The organism is Mameliella sp. MMSF_3455 (assembly GCF_030733205.1).
Lineage (GTDB): Bacteria > Pseudomonadota > Alphaproteobacteria > Rhodobacterales > Rhodobacteraceae > Antarctobacter.
Window position 1 is genome coordinate 17,144 of the sequence record NZ_JASHJL010000006.1, and the last position, 14,556, is coordinate 31,699.

Here is a 14,556-nt window from a genome sequence, read left to right on the forward strand (position 1 = left end):
CTTTGTCATTTCATCCTCCCTTTGGGTGTGACGTTTCTGCTCGGTTCAGGCTCTTGTTTCGGGCAGGTCGCCCGGCACTCGTGACTGCCTGGACCTGCGCCGGGGACGGGTATCCGCATCGGCGCGGGTCGCTGCCCTTTGTCAGGTGTTCGACTTGATCGGCGGCGGCACATAGCCCTGTGGCGGCCACCAGCTGTCGAAATCGGCGGGATCGGGCAGGCCCAGTTCCTCTGCGGTCCGGACCTCGGTACCCAGCTGGTCGGAGTACTTGTTGAAGATCTGGGTCGTCATCGACTCCATCAGAGCGCCTTCGCGGTCGGCCTCTTCACCGATCTTGATGTCGGCAAGCAGGTACTTGGAGGCGAGGAATTCGCGATACTCGTCCGAGCTGGTCGCCTGGAGGAAGGCATCGGCGATTTCCTGGAGCGCGTCCGCAGGCACGTCGCGGGGCACCATCAGGTTCATGGTTGCGGTGACGGGCAGGTTGGCCGCGGAGGGAATGACCGTACCCAGCGTCGGCAGCACGGTGCCGTCGTCCAGCGTCACGTCCTTGCCCGAGGTCTGCAGCAGGCAGCGCAGATCGCCGGAACGGATCAGGTCGATCTGTTCATGCAGGCCGCCACCGGCAATATCGGTTTCGCCCTGCAGGCCGGCCAGCGTTGCGGGTTTGCCGCCCTGGTAGGGGACGTACTTCAGGTCGATCCCGGCCGCGTCGGCGATGATCATCGCCATCTCGTGCCAGTTGCCACCGGTGCCCGAGGTCGACAGTGTCACGGTCCCCGGGTTGGCCTGTGCCGCCTCGATGACGTCGTCCAACGTCTTGAAGGGGCTGTCGGCGCGCACCGCCCAAGAGGCCGAGGCCGCGGCAGCCTTGAACGGCAGCCAGTCTTCCCAGGGCGTGAACTCGGCATGGCCCAGCACCCGGACGAACCTGTTGTAGTTGCCGGCGCCGAGAATGGTGTAGCCGTCGGAGGGGGCATTGGCGACGAACCGTGTCGCCACGCCACCGACCGCGCCGGGCCGGTTCTGCACCTGGATCGTCCAGCCCTTTGCCTTGGCCATCCCGTCGGCCACCTTGCGCATGACCGTGTCGGTGCCGCCTCCCGCGGCATACATCACCACGATATTGACGGGCCGTTCCGGGTAGCCGGCTGCGCGTGCCATGGTGGGCATGGTGATCTGAAGCGTCGCGACGCCAGCGGCCGCCCCCCCCAGGAAAGCCCGTCTGGTCGGAGTCCTTCGATTGAAGTCCGTCATGTCTTCCTCCCTTATGTCGGTTGTCGAGCCTGCTTTGGTCAGGTCTTGTTGCCGGGCAGGTCGCCCGGGCCGTGGTAGTCGCTATTGCCGATGAACGAGGTCACGGAGTCTTCGAGATCGGTCTGCATCAGCGCGTTCCAGCGGTTGTTGAAACCGAACAGCGCGATCACCGCCCCGATCTCGACGATTTGCGCCTCCGAGAAGTGCTCTCGCAGGATAGCCATGTCCTCGGGGGTGGCGTAGGAGGGGCATTGCCCGCCGGTCATCGCCACCCGCAGCGCGGCGCGTTCGCCCTCGGAGAACAGCGGCGAGGTCTCGAATTCCCACAGCGCCTCTAGCTTGTCCTGAGGCACGCCGTTGTCGGCACCGTTCTTGAAGGTATGGGCGGAACAGTATTCGCAGCCATTCGCCAGGCTGGTGACATGGGCCACCATCCAGCGCAGCGCGGGATCGACCGTGCCGTCCGGATTGCGGACCACGGCGCGGATCAGTTCCAGCACGGCCTTGGCAATTTCCGGGCGGTGCGACAGGGCCAGCATGGAGTTGGCGACAAATCCGGTGGCCGAGGCGAGCCATTCGATATCCGCCTTGGCTTCGGAATCGTTCAGGTCGAGCGGGGCTACATATGGCATGATCTTGCTTTCAGCTTTCGTGTGTTTCAGTGGCGGCAATCGTTTGGCGGTCGGCCGTCCGGCTGATCCGCCGGGCGGCTGGGTCCGCGGTCACGGTTTCGGGATGTCGTTCACGAATTTCGGCACGTCGTAGCCGCGCTGCACTGCGGGCCGTTCGGCGATGCGCAGGTACCAGTCCCGGACATTCGGATAGTCGTTCAGTTCGATCTGTTGCCAGTCGAACCGCGAGATCCACGGCCAGCAGGCCATGTCGGTGATCGAGTATTCCCCGCGCCCGGCACCGGCGATGAAATCGCGCCCCTCAAGCCGTTTGTTGAGCACCTCGTAAAGGCGGTTCGCCTCCTTGGAGTAGCGTTCCTCGGCGTATTCGGACTTGCCAGGGTTGTACTTCACGAAATGGTGGACCTGGCCCAGCATCGGGCCCAGCCCGCCCATCTGCCAGTTGAGCCATTCGATCGCGGCCCAGCGATGTTCTGCCTCTTGCGGCAGGAACCGGCCGTGCTTTTCGGCCAGGTACTGCATGATCGCGCCGGTTTCCATCATCTGGACGCCGGTCTCATGGTCGACGATGGCCGGGATCCGGTTGTTCGGTGCGATTGCGAGGAAGTCGGGCGCGAATTGTTCGCCCTTCGAGATGTCGATCGCGTGGACGGTGTAATCCACGCCCAGTTCTTCCAGCAGGATGGAAACCTTGCGGCCGTTCGGCGTGGTCCATGTGTAGAGGTCAATCACGGTGTCAGTCGTCCTTCAGTAGGGTTGCTCGCACGGATTTCAGATGCGTCTTCATCGCCTGGTAAGCGGCGGCGCGGTCGCGTTTTTCAAGCGCTTCCAGGATCTCGTCGTGTTCGGCAAAGGAGTGGTAATCGCGCGTCGGTCCGCCCTGCGGCAGGTCGAGACCCGACCACACGACCGAGACGCGCACAGCGTCCACGATTCGGTGCAGTTCCAGCAGGATCGCGTTGCCCGACGCAATGGCGATGAGCCGGTGAAACCGCGAATCGTGGTGTTCGTATTCCGCCCAGGTCGTGGCCGAGCGCATTGCTTCGCATCGCCGCCTGAGTTCGGCCAGGTGCCGTGGGGCGGCATGGATGGCCGCGTGTCCGGCAAGTTCGGGTTCCAGCGAAAGTCGGGCCATCATCGCGGCGTGCGGGCTGGAGATCTCTGACAGGCGCTGAACGATCGCTTCGCCGGTATCCTCCATGTCCGCCGGTGACTTGAGAAAGGTGCCGCGCCCGACATGCCGTTCGATGATGCCCTCGGCCTCCAGCGCCATCAGAGCCTTGCGCAATTCGCCACGCGAAACGCCGAGCTCCGCGGCCAGCCTGCGCTCCGGCGGAAGCCGGTCGCCGACAGCGGTATCGGAGGACGCCAGCCAATTGGCCAAGACACATCTGGGTTCGGTATGATTGTCGTGCACGTCCATAATGGTTAACCAATCGGGCCTCCTCGGATTGAAGAAAACGGCAGGAGAAGTCACCTGTCAACAGAAGAATCTCATTTACTGCGCCAAAAATTTCGATATTATCGATAATCAGAGAGCGCGATACGGCTTGCCAATATCCAAATTGGTCAACCAATTTGCGCATTGATTTTTGATACAAACGAGGGGGAGCAGGGTGGAGAAAAGACCTGCGATGACCGTCAAGTACGACGACTCGATGCCCGTTCCGGCGAAGATGAAGGCATGGGTTCTCGGGGATCCCGACGAACTCAAGCTGATCGACAAGGAAGTGCCGGCTCCGGGCCGTGCCGAGGCGCTGGTGCGCATCGATGCGGTCGCGATCTGCGCGACCGACCTGGAGATCATCAGCTACGGTACACCGGCGATGTTCGAAGGCGGTCCGCCGTTCAACAAGAACTTCACGCCCGGGCATGAATACATGGGGACGATCGCCGCGCTTGGCCCCGGTGTCGACGAATTCGAGATCGGCGACCGCGTGACCGTCGAGATCCATGCCGGGTGCGGACAGTGCAAGCGGTGCCGGTCGGGCATGTACACGTCATGCCACAATTACGGCCTGAACTACGGCGACCGCGACAAGGGACACCGCGCCAACGGGTTCACCACCAATGGCGGGTTCGCGGAATACGCGGTCAACAACATCAACACGATGATCAAGGTTCCCGACCAGATGTCAGACGCCGAGGCCACGCTAGTCGTGACCGCCGGCACGTCCATGTACGGCCTGACGGAGCTGGGCGGCCTGGTTGCCGGAGAAAGCGTGGTCGTCATCGGGCCGGGGCCCATCGGCCTGCTTGCGGTTGCGGTGGCAAAGTCGCTGGGGGCGGATCCGGTGGTGCTGGTCGGCACGCGCGAGAATCGCAACCGAATCGGCAAGGAGCTGGGCGCGGATGTTACCATCGATGCGCGCAACGAGGACGCGCTTGCCCGGGTCAAGGAGCTGACCGGGGGCAAGGGGGCCGACTATGTCGTCGACTGTGCCGGCAGCGAAACGACAGTGAACCAGGCCATCCACATGACGAATCGCGGCGGCAAGGTCTGCCTCGCCGCCTTCCCGAAAAAGCCCGTGGAATTCGATCTGGGCCATCTCGCGGTGAACAACATCTACCTTTACGGCATCCGTGGAGAGGGCAAGTCCGCCACCCATCGCGCGATGGCGTTCATGGCGGACAAGCGGTTCGACGCGACCAAGGTCCATACCCACACCTTCCCGATGCATGACCTGCCCAACGCGCTGAAACACGCGCGCGAGCGGATCGACGACGCGATCAAGGTGGTGGTTTCGATGCGCGAGAACAGCGCCGAATCCTCTGCCGCAGAATAGGACGAAGACCAGATGACAAAAGCCAAGCGAGGCATCTACGCGGCCGCGATCACCCCTTTCAATGACGACGGATCGGTCGACGTGCCGAAGCTCACCGCCTACTGCAAACACCTGCTGACCGATGGCGGTTGCGATGGTGTTGCGCCGACCGGGACCACGGGTGAGGGCAATTCGATTTCCTACCGCGACCGGATCGCGCTGCCGGGCGCCTTTGCCGAAGCGGGGTTCGATGCCGACCGGGTCATTTTCGGAACCGGGTCCTGTGCCACGCAAGACGCGGTGGACGTGACCAGCGCCGCGGTGAAGGCGGGGTTCTTCAACGTCCTGCTGCTGCCGCCTTTCTACTACAAGAACCCGTCCGATGACGGACTGTATGCCTACTATGCCAGGCTGATCGAGAAAGTCGGCGACGACCGTCTGCGCGTCTATCTCTACCACTTCCCGCAGATGTCGATGACGCCGTTCTCGGTGGATTTGGTCAAGCGCCTGAAGGCCGACTTCGGACCCGTCATTGCCGGTCTGAAGGATTCGAGCGGAGATCTGTCGCAATCGTTGGCTTTTGCCAAAGCGACGGGCGGTGTCGACGGCGATTTCGATGTCTACCCTTCGAGCGAGGCATTCGTCTTTGACGGGCTGGACGGTGGTTGCGCCGGGATCATCTCGGGCTCGACCAATGTCACCGCCAACCTGGTTCAGGCGGCTTTGGCGGCCGAGGGCAAGGCGCGTGAGGACGCGCTGGGGGTCGTCAAGACCGCCCGCGCCACGGCGTCGAAATACCCGCTCATGGCGGCCATGAAACAGCTGGAGGCGTGGCGCACGGGCGACGAGACCTGGACCCGCATGGCGCCGCCGCTGGTTCCGCTGACGGAAGAACAGAAGACCGGGCTGAAAGCCGACGTCAGCGGTCTTGGCGTCGCAGCAAGCGCGGCCTGATCCCGGGGCGCGCAAACGCAATATCCACGGCCGGACCAGGTGGCGCGACGCCACCCGGTTCCGGAACCGCGAAAGGAGATCGAGCGAAACTGCAAGAAGGCCAAGCGGCGGGCACAACGTCGGAATGGCACGCAAAAACATCATTCCGGGAGGGGAATCATGAATAGACTCTTTGCCAGCAGCGCTGCTGCCATTGCCGCGATCGGACTCGGGCACGCCGCCCAGGCCGACAACATCACCTTGCGCATCGGATCCGGCCACCCGCCGGGGGTCGTCTATGCGGGGCTCATGCAGGACTATTTCCAGCCAGAGCTGAAGCGCCGGGTCGAAGAACGCACCGACCATACCATCAGTTTTGTCGAGGGTTATTCTGGTTCCATCGTCAAGGTGACGGAAGTTCTTGAGGGCGTTCAGGACGGGATCATCGACATCGGAGGCTTCTGCTTCTGCTTCGAGCCGTCCAACCTGCCGCTGCATGCGTTCCAGGTGATGATGCCCTTCGGGACCATGGACCCGGAAATGTCGCTTGCGATTGCGCAGGATGTCTATGCCGAGGTGCCCTACCTTGAAAACGTCTTTCCGGACCGATTCAACCAGGTGCTTCTGTCGCGGATCGCGGACGGCGGTTACAACCTTGGCACGTCCTTTCCCTGGGACGACCTGGACGATCTCCAGGATCAGAAGATCGCCGGGGCGGGCCTGAATCTCAACTGGCTCGAATATGCCGGCGTCTCGCCCGTGCAGTCGTCGCTTGCGACCGCCTATACCGAGATGACCACCAACGTCTACGAGGGCTGGATCATGTTCCCCTCGGCCTGGGTGAACCTCAAGCTGTACGAGCCGGGGCCGTACTACACGCTGATCGGCTTTGGCTCGATGACTTGGCACGGGCTGACCATCAACCAGCAGACCTACGACGCACTTCCCGACGATGTGCGGGAAATCCTGCTGGAGGTCGCGGCGGACTACGAGGAACAGACGGGTATCGTGAATGCCGCGGAGTACGACCGCCTCGTCGGCGAATTGCGTGACCTGATCACCGTCTCGGAGATCGATCCCGAGGTCCGCAAGGCTTGGGCCCAGAGCCTTGCCGATTGGCCGCAATCCTTGGCCGACGATCTGGAACAGCAGGGGCTGCCGGCCAAGCAGGTGTTGAACCTGGTGCTCGACAAGGCGGAAGAGCGCGGTCACGAATGGCCGGTCCGTTACGTGATCGAGTAACTGGGCCCGATCCGGAGGCGCCGCCGGACTCCCCCGGCGGCGCTGCATTCCGCGGGCAATCCTGCCGTTCCGTCGAATTTATGGATTTGATGCCATGTTCCTGATCAAGGTCGCGGATGGTCTGACCAGATCGCTATTGGTCCTCGCCGCCGCCTGGGCATTTGCCCTGTGTTTCTTCATCATGGCCGATATCATCGCGCGGGCCGCGAACATGCCCCTGCAGGGCACCAAGGAGATCGTGGCCAACTCGGTCGTGATGATCGTCTTTCTCCAGGTCGGTTTCGCGGTGCGCTCGGGTTCCATGCTGAGGACCGACTTCCTGACCAGTTTTCTGAGCCCGCGCGCTGCCCGCGCGCTGGCGATCCTCGGGTTCCTCCTGGGTGCCGCGTTTTTCCTGCTGCTCGCCAAGGCCGGAATAACCCCCGCCCTCAGGTCCTTTGCCAACGGTGAATTCGACGGCGAAGGCGCGTTGCGCGTTCCTGTCTGGCCAGCACGTTTCATGATCATCTTCGGCAGCGCGCTGGCGGCCCTCAACTACGTCATCCTGGCGATCGTGGAGCTGACCGGAAAATCCGAGGAGCTCTGGTTCCGATGACCTTCACAAATCGAGGTATGGACCGTGTTTGACGCCAGCACTGCCATATTGATGGCCGGAGTCCTGATGGGACTGGTGGTCATCGGAGTCCATGTGGCTGTGGCGCTGGGTGTGACCAGCGTGCTGGGGATCTACCTGGTCACCGGCAACATGCGCATCGTCGAGGCGATGGTCGCCTCGACCGCGGCCGAGGCCCTCAGGAGCTTCACCTTTGCCGTCATCCCGCTATTCATGCTGATGGGCGAGTTCATGGGGCGATCCGGCTCCGTGACCGACATATTCTACGGCATCAACCGGGGGTTGCGGCGATTGCCGGCGCGGCTGGGGATCGCGACTGTTCTGGGCAATACGGTGTTCTCTTTTGTCACTGGCGTGTCCATCGCATCGGCGGCGACGTTTTCGCGGATTGCTTACCCTGAGATGCGTACCTTCGGTTATCACCGGGGCTTTGCCCTGGGGGCCATTGCCGGGTCGAGTTGCCTCGGGATGCTGATACCGCCTTCCGTGCTGATGATCGTCTGGGGTATCCTGACAGAGCAGTCCATCGGCCGGATCTTCCTGGCCGGCGTGTTCCCCGGGCTGCTGCTGGCGTCGATGTTCATTTTTTACATCGTTGCCATGGCCATCGCGAAACCCGAGGTCGTGGGGGAGGGCGCCGAGCCGGAGGCGCGCGAAACAGAAGGCGACAAGACCGAATTGCCGGCGCGGCAACTCTGGACCAGCGTTCTGGGCGTCTGCGGCATAGTCGCGGCCGTTCTGGGCGGGATCTGGTTCGGCGTCTTCACCCCGACAGAGGGCGCGGGCGCGGGGGCCGCGCTGGCGCTGATCTTTGCATTTTTCAAGGGCATGAACCTGCGAGAGTTCCTGGACGCGGTCTATTCGGTCGGCAAGACCGCCGCGCCCATCCTGATCCTGCTCTTTGCCGCGGCGCTCTATTCCCGAACGCTGGCGATGACTGGCGTCACCAGCGCGATCCGCGAGTTTTTCCTGAATTCCGGCCTTGAGGCATGGCATGTGCTGGGGATCATCATCCTGATCTGGTTCGTTCTGGGCATGGTGATCGACAGCATCTCGATCATGTTGCTGACGGTGCCGATCGTGGAGCCGATCGCCGTAGCCTTCGGGTTCGACCAGCTGACCTTCGCCATCGTCGGAATCGTCGCGATCGAGGCCGGCCTGCTGACCCCGCCGTTCGGCCTGCTGGTCTACACGGTGAAGGCGGCGATCAACGATCCCGAGGTGCGCGTCGGGGACATTTTCAAAAGCTCGATTCCCTATTGGGGCATCATGTTGGTGGCAGCAACGCTGCTCGTGCTGTTCCCGCAGTTCGCCAACTGGTTGCCCAACAGGGTGATGTAGAAACAAACGGAGAAATCGCATGCCCGCTTACTGGATAGCACGCGCAAGGATCAACGATCCTGTCGAATACAAGCGTTATACCGATCTGGTTCCCGAGATCATCGAGAAACACGGTGGCAAGGTCCTGGCGCGGGGTGGCAAGTACCAGATCATGGAAGGCCCCGAGCATTTCCATCGGTTCGTGGTCATCGAATTTCCCACGCTTGAACAGGGGGTCACCTGTTTCGAGTCGCAGGAATATCAGGACGCCGCCGCGTTCCGTCGCGCCAATGGCGCCGGAGAGGTGCAGACGGTTGTCGTCGAAAGCGGCGACGCCACGGATTGAGGTCGAAACATGAAAGTATCCAAAGTCATCATCGAAGAGCAGGGCGGGCCGGAGGTCATGAAACTGACCGATGCCGAACTGCCGGACCCCGGTGAAGGGGAAGTGCAGATCGAGCAGGGCGCGATCGGCCTGAACTATATGGACGTGTACCAGCGCTCGGGCCTGTACGCGCTGGACCTGCCAAGCCCGCTGGGCCTCGAAGCGGCGGGAACGGTGCGCGCTGTCGGGGCCGGAGTCGAGGGTCTCGCGGTGGGCGACCGGGTGGCCTATGGCGGTGTGCTGGGGGCCTATGCCACAAGGCGCAACGCCCCCGCCGCGCGTATGGTCCGCATCCCGGGCGGCGTATCGGACGAGTTGGCCGCTGCTTCCCTGATGAAGGGCATGACAGTCGAATACCTGCTGGAGCGCACCTACAAGGTGAAGCCCGGCGACAAGGTCCTGTTTTTCGCGGCGTCCGGCGGCGTCGGGCAGATCGCGGGGCAATGGGGCAGGCACCTGGGCGCAGAGATGATCGCCGTCACCTCGGGGCCGGAGAATTGCGCCCGTGCGCTGGACCTGGGCTATGCCCATGCCATCGACCGCAAATCCGAGGACATCGTCGCGCGGGTCAAGGAGATCACCGGCGGCGAAGGTGTGCCGGTGGTCTATGACAGCATCGGCAAGGCCACCTTCGAGACCTCAATCGCCTGCCTCGCGACCTACGGGCTGTTCGTTTCTTACGGCGCCACGACCGGAGAGGCCCCGCCGGTGCCGCCCAGCCTGCTGCAGAAATCCGGATCGCTTTACTTTACCCGGCCGACGCTGGCGAACTACGTCGGTCCCCGTGCGGACCTGGAGCATTCGGCCGGACGGGTCTTCGAGATGATCCAGGCCGGGCATGTCTCGGTCAATATCGGCCGGCGCCTGCCCTTGGCAGAGGTGGTCGACGCGCATCGCGCGCTGGAGGCAGGCGAGACGACCGGATCCACGATCCTGATCCCCTGAGGCGGCCACATGCGACGTGTCTCTCCCCTGGCGGTGGCCGGCTTCGGCGTGGCCACCGGCGCAGGCCTGATTGCCTATGGCTTGGTCCTGGGCGCGTCCGGTGCCCTATGGACGGCCGCCGGGCTGGGCTTGGCGGGGATCACATTGTTCGCGACCCGCGCGGTGCCCGAGGTCGTGGCCGCCATTGCCATTTTCCTGGTGGCTCTGGGGTTGGGTACGGCCCCGCGCGACATCATCTTTTCCGGGTTCATGTCCGGCGGGTTCTGGTTGATCGTGTCGGGGATCATCCTGGGAACGGCGATCACCGCGACGGGGCTGGCGGCCCGGATATCCGGCCGGCTGTTCGCGCTGGCGGGCCCGTCCTATGGGCGTGCGACGCTGGTGATTGCGACGACCGGGCTGCTGCTGGGCATCCTGGTGCCGTCGACCATGCCACGGGTCATCGTGATGGTCCCGGTTGCGGCCGCCTTTGCCGAGCGGCTGGGGCTCGACCCCAAGGGGCGGGGGGGCATCGGCCTGATCGCAACCGCCGTCACCGCGACGTTGCTGCCGACCTACACGATCCTGACAGCAAACCTTCCTACCATCGTGCATGTCGGCGCGATGCAGCAAAGCTATGGTATCGCCAGCACCTATTCCGAATACATGATCCAGCAATGGCCGGTGAATGCGCTGCGGTTCCTGCTGATCGTGATCCTGATGATGCGCTTCACCACGGAAACGCCCGTGTGCGCTGCTGACGACGCAGCGGGGGCGGCGCCGCATCGCCCGGAACAGCGGCGGCTTCTGATCGTCCTGGGGGTCGCCATCCTTGGCTGGATGACGGATTTCCTGCACGGGATTGAACCCGCCTGGATCGCCATGGCGGCGGCGGCCATCGTGATCTGGCCCCGTTTCGGGATGCTTGATGGCAATGCGATGCGCGAGAGGATCGATTTCTCGCCGCCGATCTTTTTTGCCGCCCTCGTGACCGTTGTGGCCGTTGCCCGCGAGGCCGGGCTGGACCAGGTTCTGGCGGATTTGTTCATCGCTCGCCTGCCGTTGTCGCCCGCCGGTGACCTATCATCGGTCTACGCGGTCTACGGGTTCTCTGTCGTCATCTCTCACCTGACGACGGCGCCCGCGGCTCCGGCGGTGCTGGTGCCCTTCGCCGCCTCGTTGTCCGAGGCGACGGGCCTGTCGCTCAAGGCGGTTTCCATGGTGCAGATGATCGGGATCGCAACACCGGTCCTGGCCTACCAAGCGCCACCTTTGATCGTGGCGATGTCGATTTCCACGGTGCCCAACGCCGTGTTCGTCAGGCTCTGTGTCTGGCTGGCGCTGGCGGTATCCCTGATCGGTTTGCCGCTGACCTACCTGTGGTGGCAAGTGATCGGTTTCGTTTGAGAACGGGCAGCGGAGATCATCAGAAGACCCGAAACCGGGCAAAGGAGGAAACATGAAAATGACAATCGGCATCTTCGGGCTTGGCCTGATCGGAATGGCGCTGGCGGAACGCCTGCTCGCCGCGGGCCACACCGTGCTTGGAACCGATGTCGACCAGGGGCGGCTGGACCTCTTGGAATCGAAAGGGGGACGCAGGGCAGAGCCTTCGGCGCTATGGCAGACGGACGTTCTTCTGTCCGCCGTTTTCAGCACCGACCAGCTGGCCGATATCATCGAGGCCGCCCCGGACGGCACGGGCAGGGTGCTGGTCACCATGAGCACCTGCGATCCCGAACAGGTCGCCGCGTTGGAAGGCCGTGCTGCAGCCAAGGGCATCACCTTGGTGGAATCGCCGATTTCCGGCACTAGCCTTCAGGTGCAGCAGGGCACCGCGCTGCTGCTGCTGGCCGGGAATGACGCCGGACTGGACGAGTTCGAGGAATTCGCGGACGCGATTTCGACCCAGCGGGAGCGGGTGGGCGCCATCGGCAATGGCAACCGGACAAAGCTGGCGATCAACTGCGTGCTGGGGCTGACCCGCGCCGCGGTGGCCGAGGGGCTGGTCTTTGCCGAGGCCGTGGGGCTGGATCCCGAAACGTTCCTGCAGACAGCACTGCGGTCCGCCGCGCGGTCGGACGTGATGGCCGCCAAGGGGCCGTTGATGGTGAAGCGGGACTTCACCCCGTTGGGACGAATTGCCCAATCGCAGAAGGATTTCAAGCTGATCCACGAAATGGCCGGCCGTTTCGGTCACGGCGGCATGCCGATGGTCAACCGCTATCTCGAAGTCATGGAGAATGCCGAGGCCGCGGGCGACAGCGATCTCGACAATTCCGCGGTGTTCCGGGCCGTTCTGCGGATGGCAAAGGCCTAGGCGTCACAGCGCTGCGATATGCAGGGCGGCGGCGATCAGGACGGGCAGGCACAAGAAGTTCAGCACCGTCGAGCTGACAACAAACGCCGCCACCCGTTCTGGCTCGCGCCCGTAGTGCTGGGAAATCACGTAGGTGACCAGCGCAGAGGGCATGGCGGACATGAGAAAGACGGCACCCGCCTCGATTCCGTCCAGACCGAACAGAAAGACCATCGACAATCCGGTCGCGAGGCCGATTGCCAGTCTCAACATCGCCAGCAGGATCGACGTCGCGATATCCTTGACGCGCAAACGGGCCAGCGCGCCGCCCAAAAGGATCAGCATCACCGGGATCATCATCCCTCCCAGCAGGGCGGTGGTGTCGGCGATGATCTTGGGGGGCGCCACATCGGCCACGCGGAACCCGATGACAGCCAACACTGTCCAGATCAGCGGTTCCTTCAACAGTTTCCGCAGGCCCAGTTCACCGGAAACCACCATAGGCACAACCGTGTACTGAACCAGTGCGATGACGAAAAAGAACGCGGCGCCAATCGCCAATCCCGCATCCGAGAATGTGAAGAAGACAACCGGAAGCCCGGCATTGCCAGCATTGGGAAGCGCCAGAGGGGACAGAAACGTGCGTTGAGGCAGGCGGAACAGGGCCAGCGCCAGAAACGCAAGCGCACCACCCAGAACGGCCACCGCAAAGGTTATTCCGATCATGCGGGCAAGGGCCTCGTCCGGCAAGGCGGTGTTTGTCAGAGAGGAAAACACCAGGCAGGGTGTGCCGATCCAAAGCGCAAGGCGGCTAAGCGTGGTGGAATCGAAGCTGGGTCCGCGTTTTTCGAAAAGGAAACCAAGCGCCGCCACGACAAAGATGGGCGCGATTATCTCAAAGATTTCAAATACCAAGTTGCCCCCGATCATATGGAGCCCGAGACAATAAATCGTACCGCCACTCCGGTCTTGCCGGCCTCCGGCAAGACGGGCGGCGACCGCCGTGACGGTTCGGTGTCAACGGCGGCACAAGGGGGCCAGGCCCTCGATGACGCGAAAGGTCACTCCGCCGCCTTCATGTCCGCGAGGGTTGCCATCGCGTGGTTGGACAGCGGCAGGCCCACAGGCTCGCCAATCTCGGCCGAGATATCGGCGGCAAGGTAGCTTTCCATCACCATCCGCGCATGTTCCGGCGCCACCAGCGGCTGGCGATCAAGCAACACTGATTCGAGGAAATGCAGCGTCTCCGGCCCCATCTGACCTGCATACATGTGGTCCACATGCTCGCCCGGCATGGTCGACATGGGGAAGCGCGTGCCACCCTCGACGGTGTTGAACCAGTTGTCGCGCGAGGTGTCGTCAAGCACCAGGGAACCTTCGGTACCGGTGATCTCGATCCAGGTCGCGCAGTAGTTTGGATAGGACGGGGGCAGGTTCCAGCCACCGCCGATCACGACCAGCGCGCCATTGTCCATGTTCACCGTGTTCCACATGCAGTCGTAAGAGCCGTTCAGCTCTTTCATGTAGCCATAGGCGCCTTGCGAATAGACCTTGGTGGGTTTGGCATCGAGCAGCCAGTAGACAAAATCGAGGTCATGCGTGCTTTCCATCGCCGCCGGCGACAGCTTGACCCGGCCGGCAATGCGCGACCCGAGGCTGCGCGACAGGTGGCGCGACACCATGACATTGACGATCTTGCCCAGTTTGCCCTCGGCGATCGCCTTCTTGGCCCAGGCGATTTTCGGGTTGAAACGCTGCGAGTAGCCGATGGTGAACTTGACGCCCTTTTCCTTTGAAATGTTGATCAGGTCGTCGGCCTCGGCCAGTTCCATCGCGATGGGCTTTTCCAGCAGGACGTGCTTGCCCGCCTTCAGGCAATCGCGCGCGATGGGATAATGCGTCGGTTCCGGCGTGGTGGAGATGTAGACCACCTCGATCGCGGGATTGCGGACGATGTCCTGGTAATCATCCGTTGCCGTCGCGGGGTTGGTCAGCTCTTTCACTTCCTGCAACCGTTCGGGCCGGATTTCGCAGATGTGAAGCTTGTCGACCAAGGCCGACTTCGCCAGCGACTCCGCTCGCATTCCGCCACACCAGCCAGTGCCGATCACGGCCACTTCAACCTGTCTCATTCTCGCTCCCAACGTGTCTATGTTGCTGATCAGTTTCGCAAATGGAAAATGCCG

At 62.9% G+C, this 14,556-nt stretch carries 15 protein-coding genes; 9 read left to right on the forward strand and 6 right to left on the reverse strand.

The features are described 5' to 3' along the window. Window positions 1-141 precede the first annotated feature (141 nt). The 4 genes from RBB42_RS05650 to RBB42_RS05665 all read right to left on the reverse strand — a co-directional run bounded on the left by RBB42_RS05650 (window position 142) and on the right by RBB42_RS05665 (window position 3,273). The gene (locus tag RBB42_RS05650; protein ID WP_306043616.1) at window positions 142-1,257 is read right to left on the reverse strand and encodes a Bug family tripartite tricarboxylate transporter substrate binding protein; all 1,116 of its coding nucleotides are present in this window, start codon (window positions 1,255-1,257) and stop codon (window positions 142-144) included. Between the two features lie 38 nt (window positions 1,258-1,295). Beyond that, window positions 1,296-1,889 carry a carboxymuconolactone decarboxylase family protein gene (locus tag RBB42_RS05655; protein WP_305969101.1) on the reverse strand — a complete coding sequence of 198 codons (594 nt, stop codon included), beginning with the start codon at window positions 1,887-1,889 and terminating at the stop codon, window positions 1,296-1,298. A 90-nt stretch (window positions 1,890-1,979) separates the two neighbouring features. Further along, entirely contained in the window at window positions 1,980-2,621 is a 642-nt protein-coding gene (locus RBB42_RS05660) for a glutathione S-transferase family protein (protein WP_305969100.1), read from the reverse strand. A gap of 4 nt (window positions 2,622-2,625) precedes the next feature. Beyond that, entirely contained in the window at window positions 2,626-3,273 is a 648-nt protein-coding gene (locus RBB42_RS05665) for a FadR/GntR family transcriptional regulator (protein WP_305969099.1), read from the reverse strand. Window positions 3,274-3,523: 250 nt separating this feature from the next. Between RBB42_RS05665 and RBB42_RS05670 the strand changes: the two genes are divergently transcribed. The 9 genes from RBB42_RS05670 (at window position 3,524) to RBB42_RS05710 (ending at window position 12,391) form a co-directional block, all read left to right on the forward strand. Further along, a complete protein-coding gene (locus RBB42_RS05670) occupies window positions 3,524-4,675 on the forward strand; it encodes a zinc-dependent alcohol dehydrogenase (protein ID WP_305969098.1) in 1,152 nt (383 codons plus the stop codon). A 12-nt stretch (window positions 4,676-4,687) separates the two neighbouring features. After that, a complete protein-coding gene (locus RBB42_RS05675) occupies window positions 4,688-5,608 on the forward strand; it encodes a dihydrodipicolinate synthase family protein (protein WP_305969097.1) in 921 nt (306 codons plus the stop codon). 159 nt (window positions 5,609-5,767) lie between these two features. Continuing rightward, window positions 5,768-6,829: a type 2 periplasmic-binding domain-containing protein gene (locus RBB42_RS05680; RefSeq protein WP_305969096.1), complete on the forward strand. Its 1,062-nt coding sequence runs from the start codon at window positions 5,768-5,770 to the stop codon at window positions 6,827-6,829. A 94-nt stretch (window positions 6,830-6,923) separates the two neighbouring features. After that, the gene (locus RBB42_RS05685; RefSeq protein WP_305969095.1) at window positions 6,924-7,424 is read left to right on the forward strand and encodes a TRAP transporter small permease subunit; all 501 of its coding nucleotides are present in this window, start codon (window positions 6,924-6,926) and stop codon (window positions 7,422-7,424) included. A 51-nt stretch (window positions 7,425-7,475) separates the two neighbouring features. Further along, window positions 7,476-8,783, forward strand: coding sequence for a TRAP transporter large permease (locus RBB42_RS05690; RefSeq protein ID WP_305969094.1), 1,308 nt, complete (start codon window positions 7,476-7,478; stop codon window positions 8,781-8,783). Window positions 8,784-8,802: 19 nt separating this feature from the next. Next, on the forward strand, window positions 8,803-9,108 hold the full coding sequence (locus tag RBB42_RS05695; protein WP_305969093.1) for a DUF1330 domain-containing protein: 306 nt from the start codon (window positions 8,803-8,805) through the stop codon (window positions 9,106-9,108). A 9-nt stretch (window positions 9,109-9,117) separates the two neighbouring features. Next, a complete protein-coding gene (locus RBB42_RS05700) occupies window positions 9,118-10,092 on the forward strand; it encodes a quinone oxidoreductase family protein (RefSeq protein WP_305969092.1) in 975 nt (324 codons plus the stop codon). 9 nt (window positions 10,093-10,101) lie between these two features. Then, window positions 10,102-11,478: an SLC13 family permease gene (locus RBB42_RS05705; protein ID WP_305969091.1), complete on the forward strand. Its 1,377-nt coding sequence runs from the start codon at window positions 10,102-10,104 to the stop codon at window positions 11,476-11,478. Window positions 11,479-11,530: 52 nt separating this feature from the next. Further along, window positions 11,531-12,391, forward strand: a complete 861-nt coding sequence (locus RBB42_RS05710) for an NAD(P)-dependent oxidoreductase (protein ID WP_305969090.1) — start codon at window positions 11,531-11,533, stop codon at window positions 12,389-12,391. A gap of 3 nt (window positions 12,392-12,394) precedes the next feature. Here the strand turns inward: RBB42_RS05710 and RBB42_RS05715 are convergent, their stop codons facing one another. Together RBB42_RS05715 and RBB42_RS05720 are read right to left on the reverse strand one after the other, a co-directional pair. Further along, the gene (locus RBB42_RS05715) at window positions 12,395-13,285 is read right to left on the reverse strand and encodes an AEC family transporter (protein WP_306043617.1); all 891 of its coding nucleotides are present in this window, start codon (window positions 13,283-13,285) and stop codon (window positions 12,395-12,397) included. Window positions 13,286-13,431: 146 nt separating this feature from the next. Beyond that, window positions 13,432-14,502, reverse strand: coding sequence for a Gfo/Idh/MocA family protein (locus RBB42_RS05720; RefSeq protein ID WP_305969088.1), 1,071 nt, complete (start codon window positions 14,500-14,502; stop codon window positions 13,432-13,434). Window positions 14,503-14,556 lie beyond the last annotated feature (54 nt).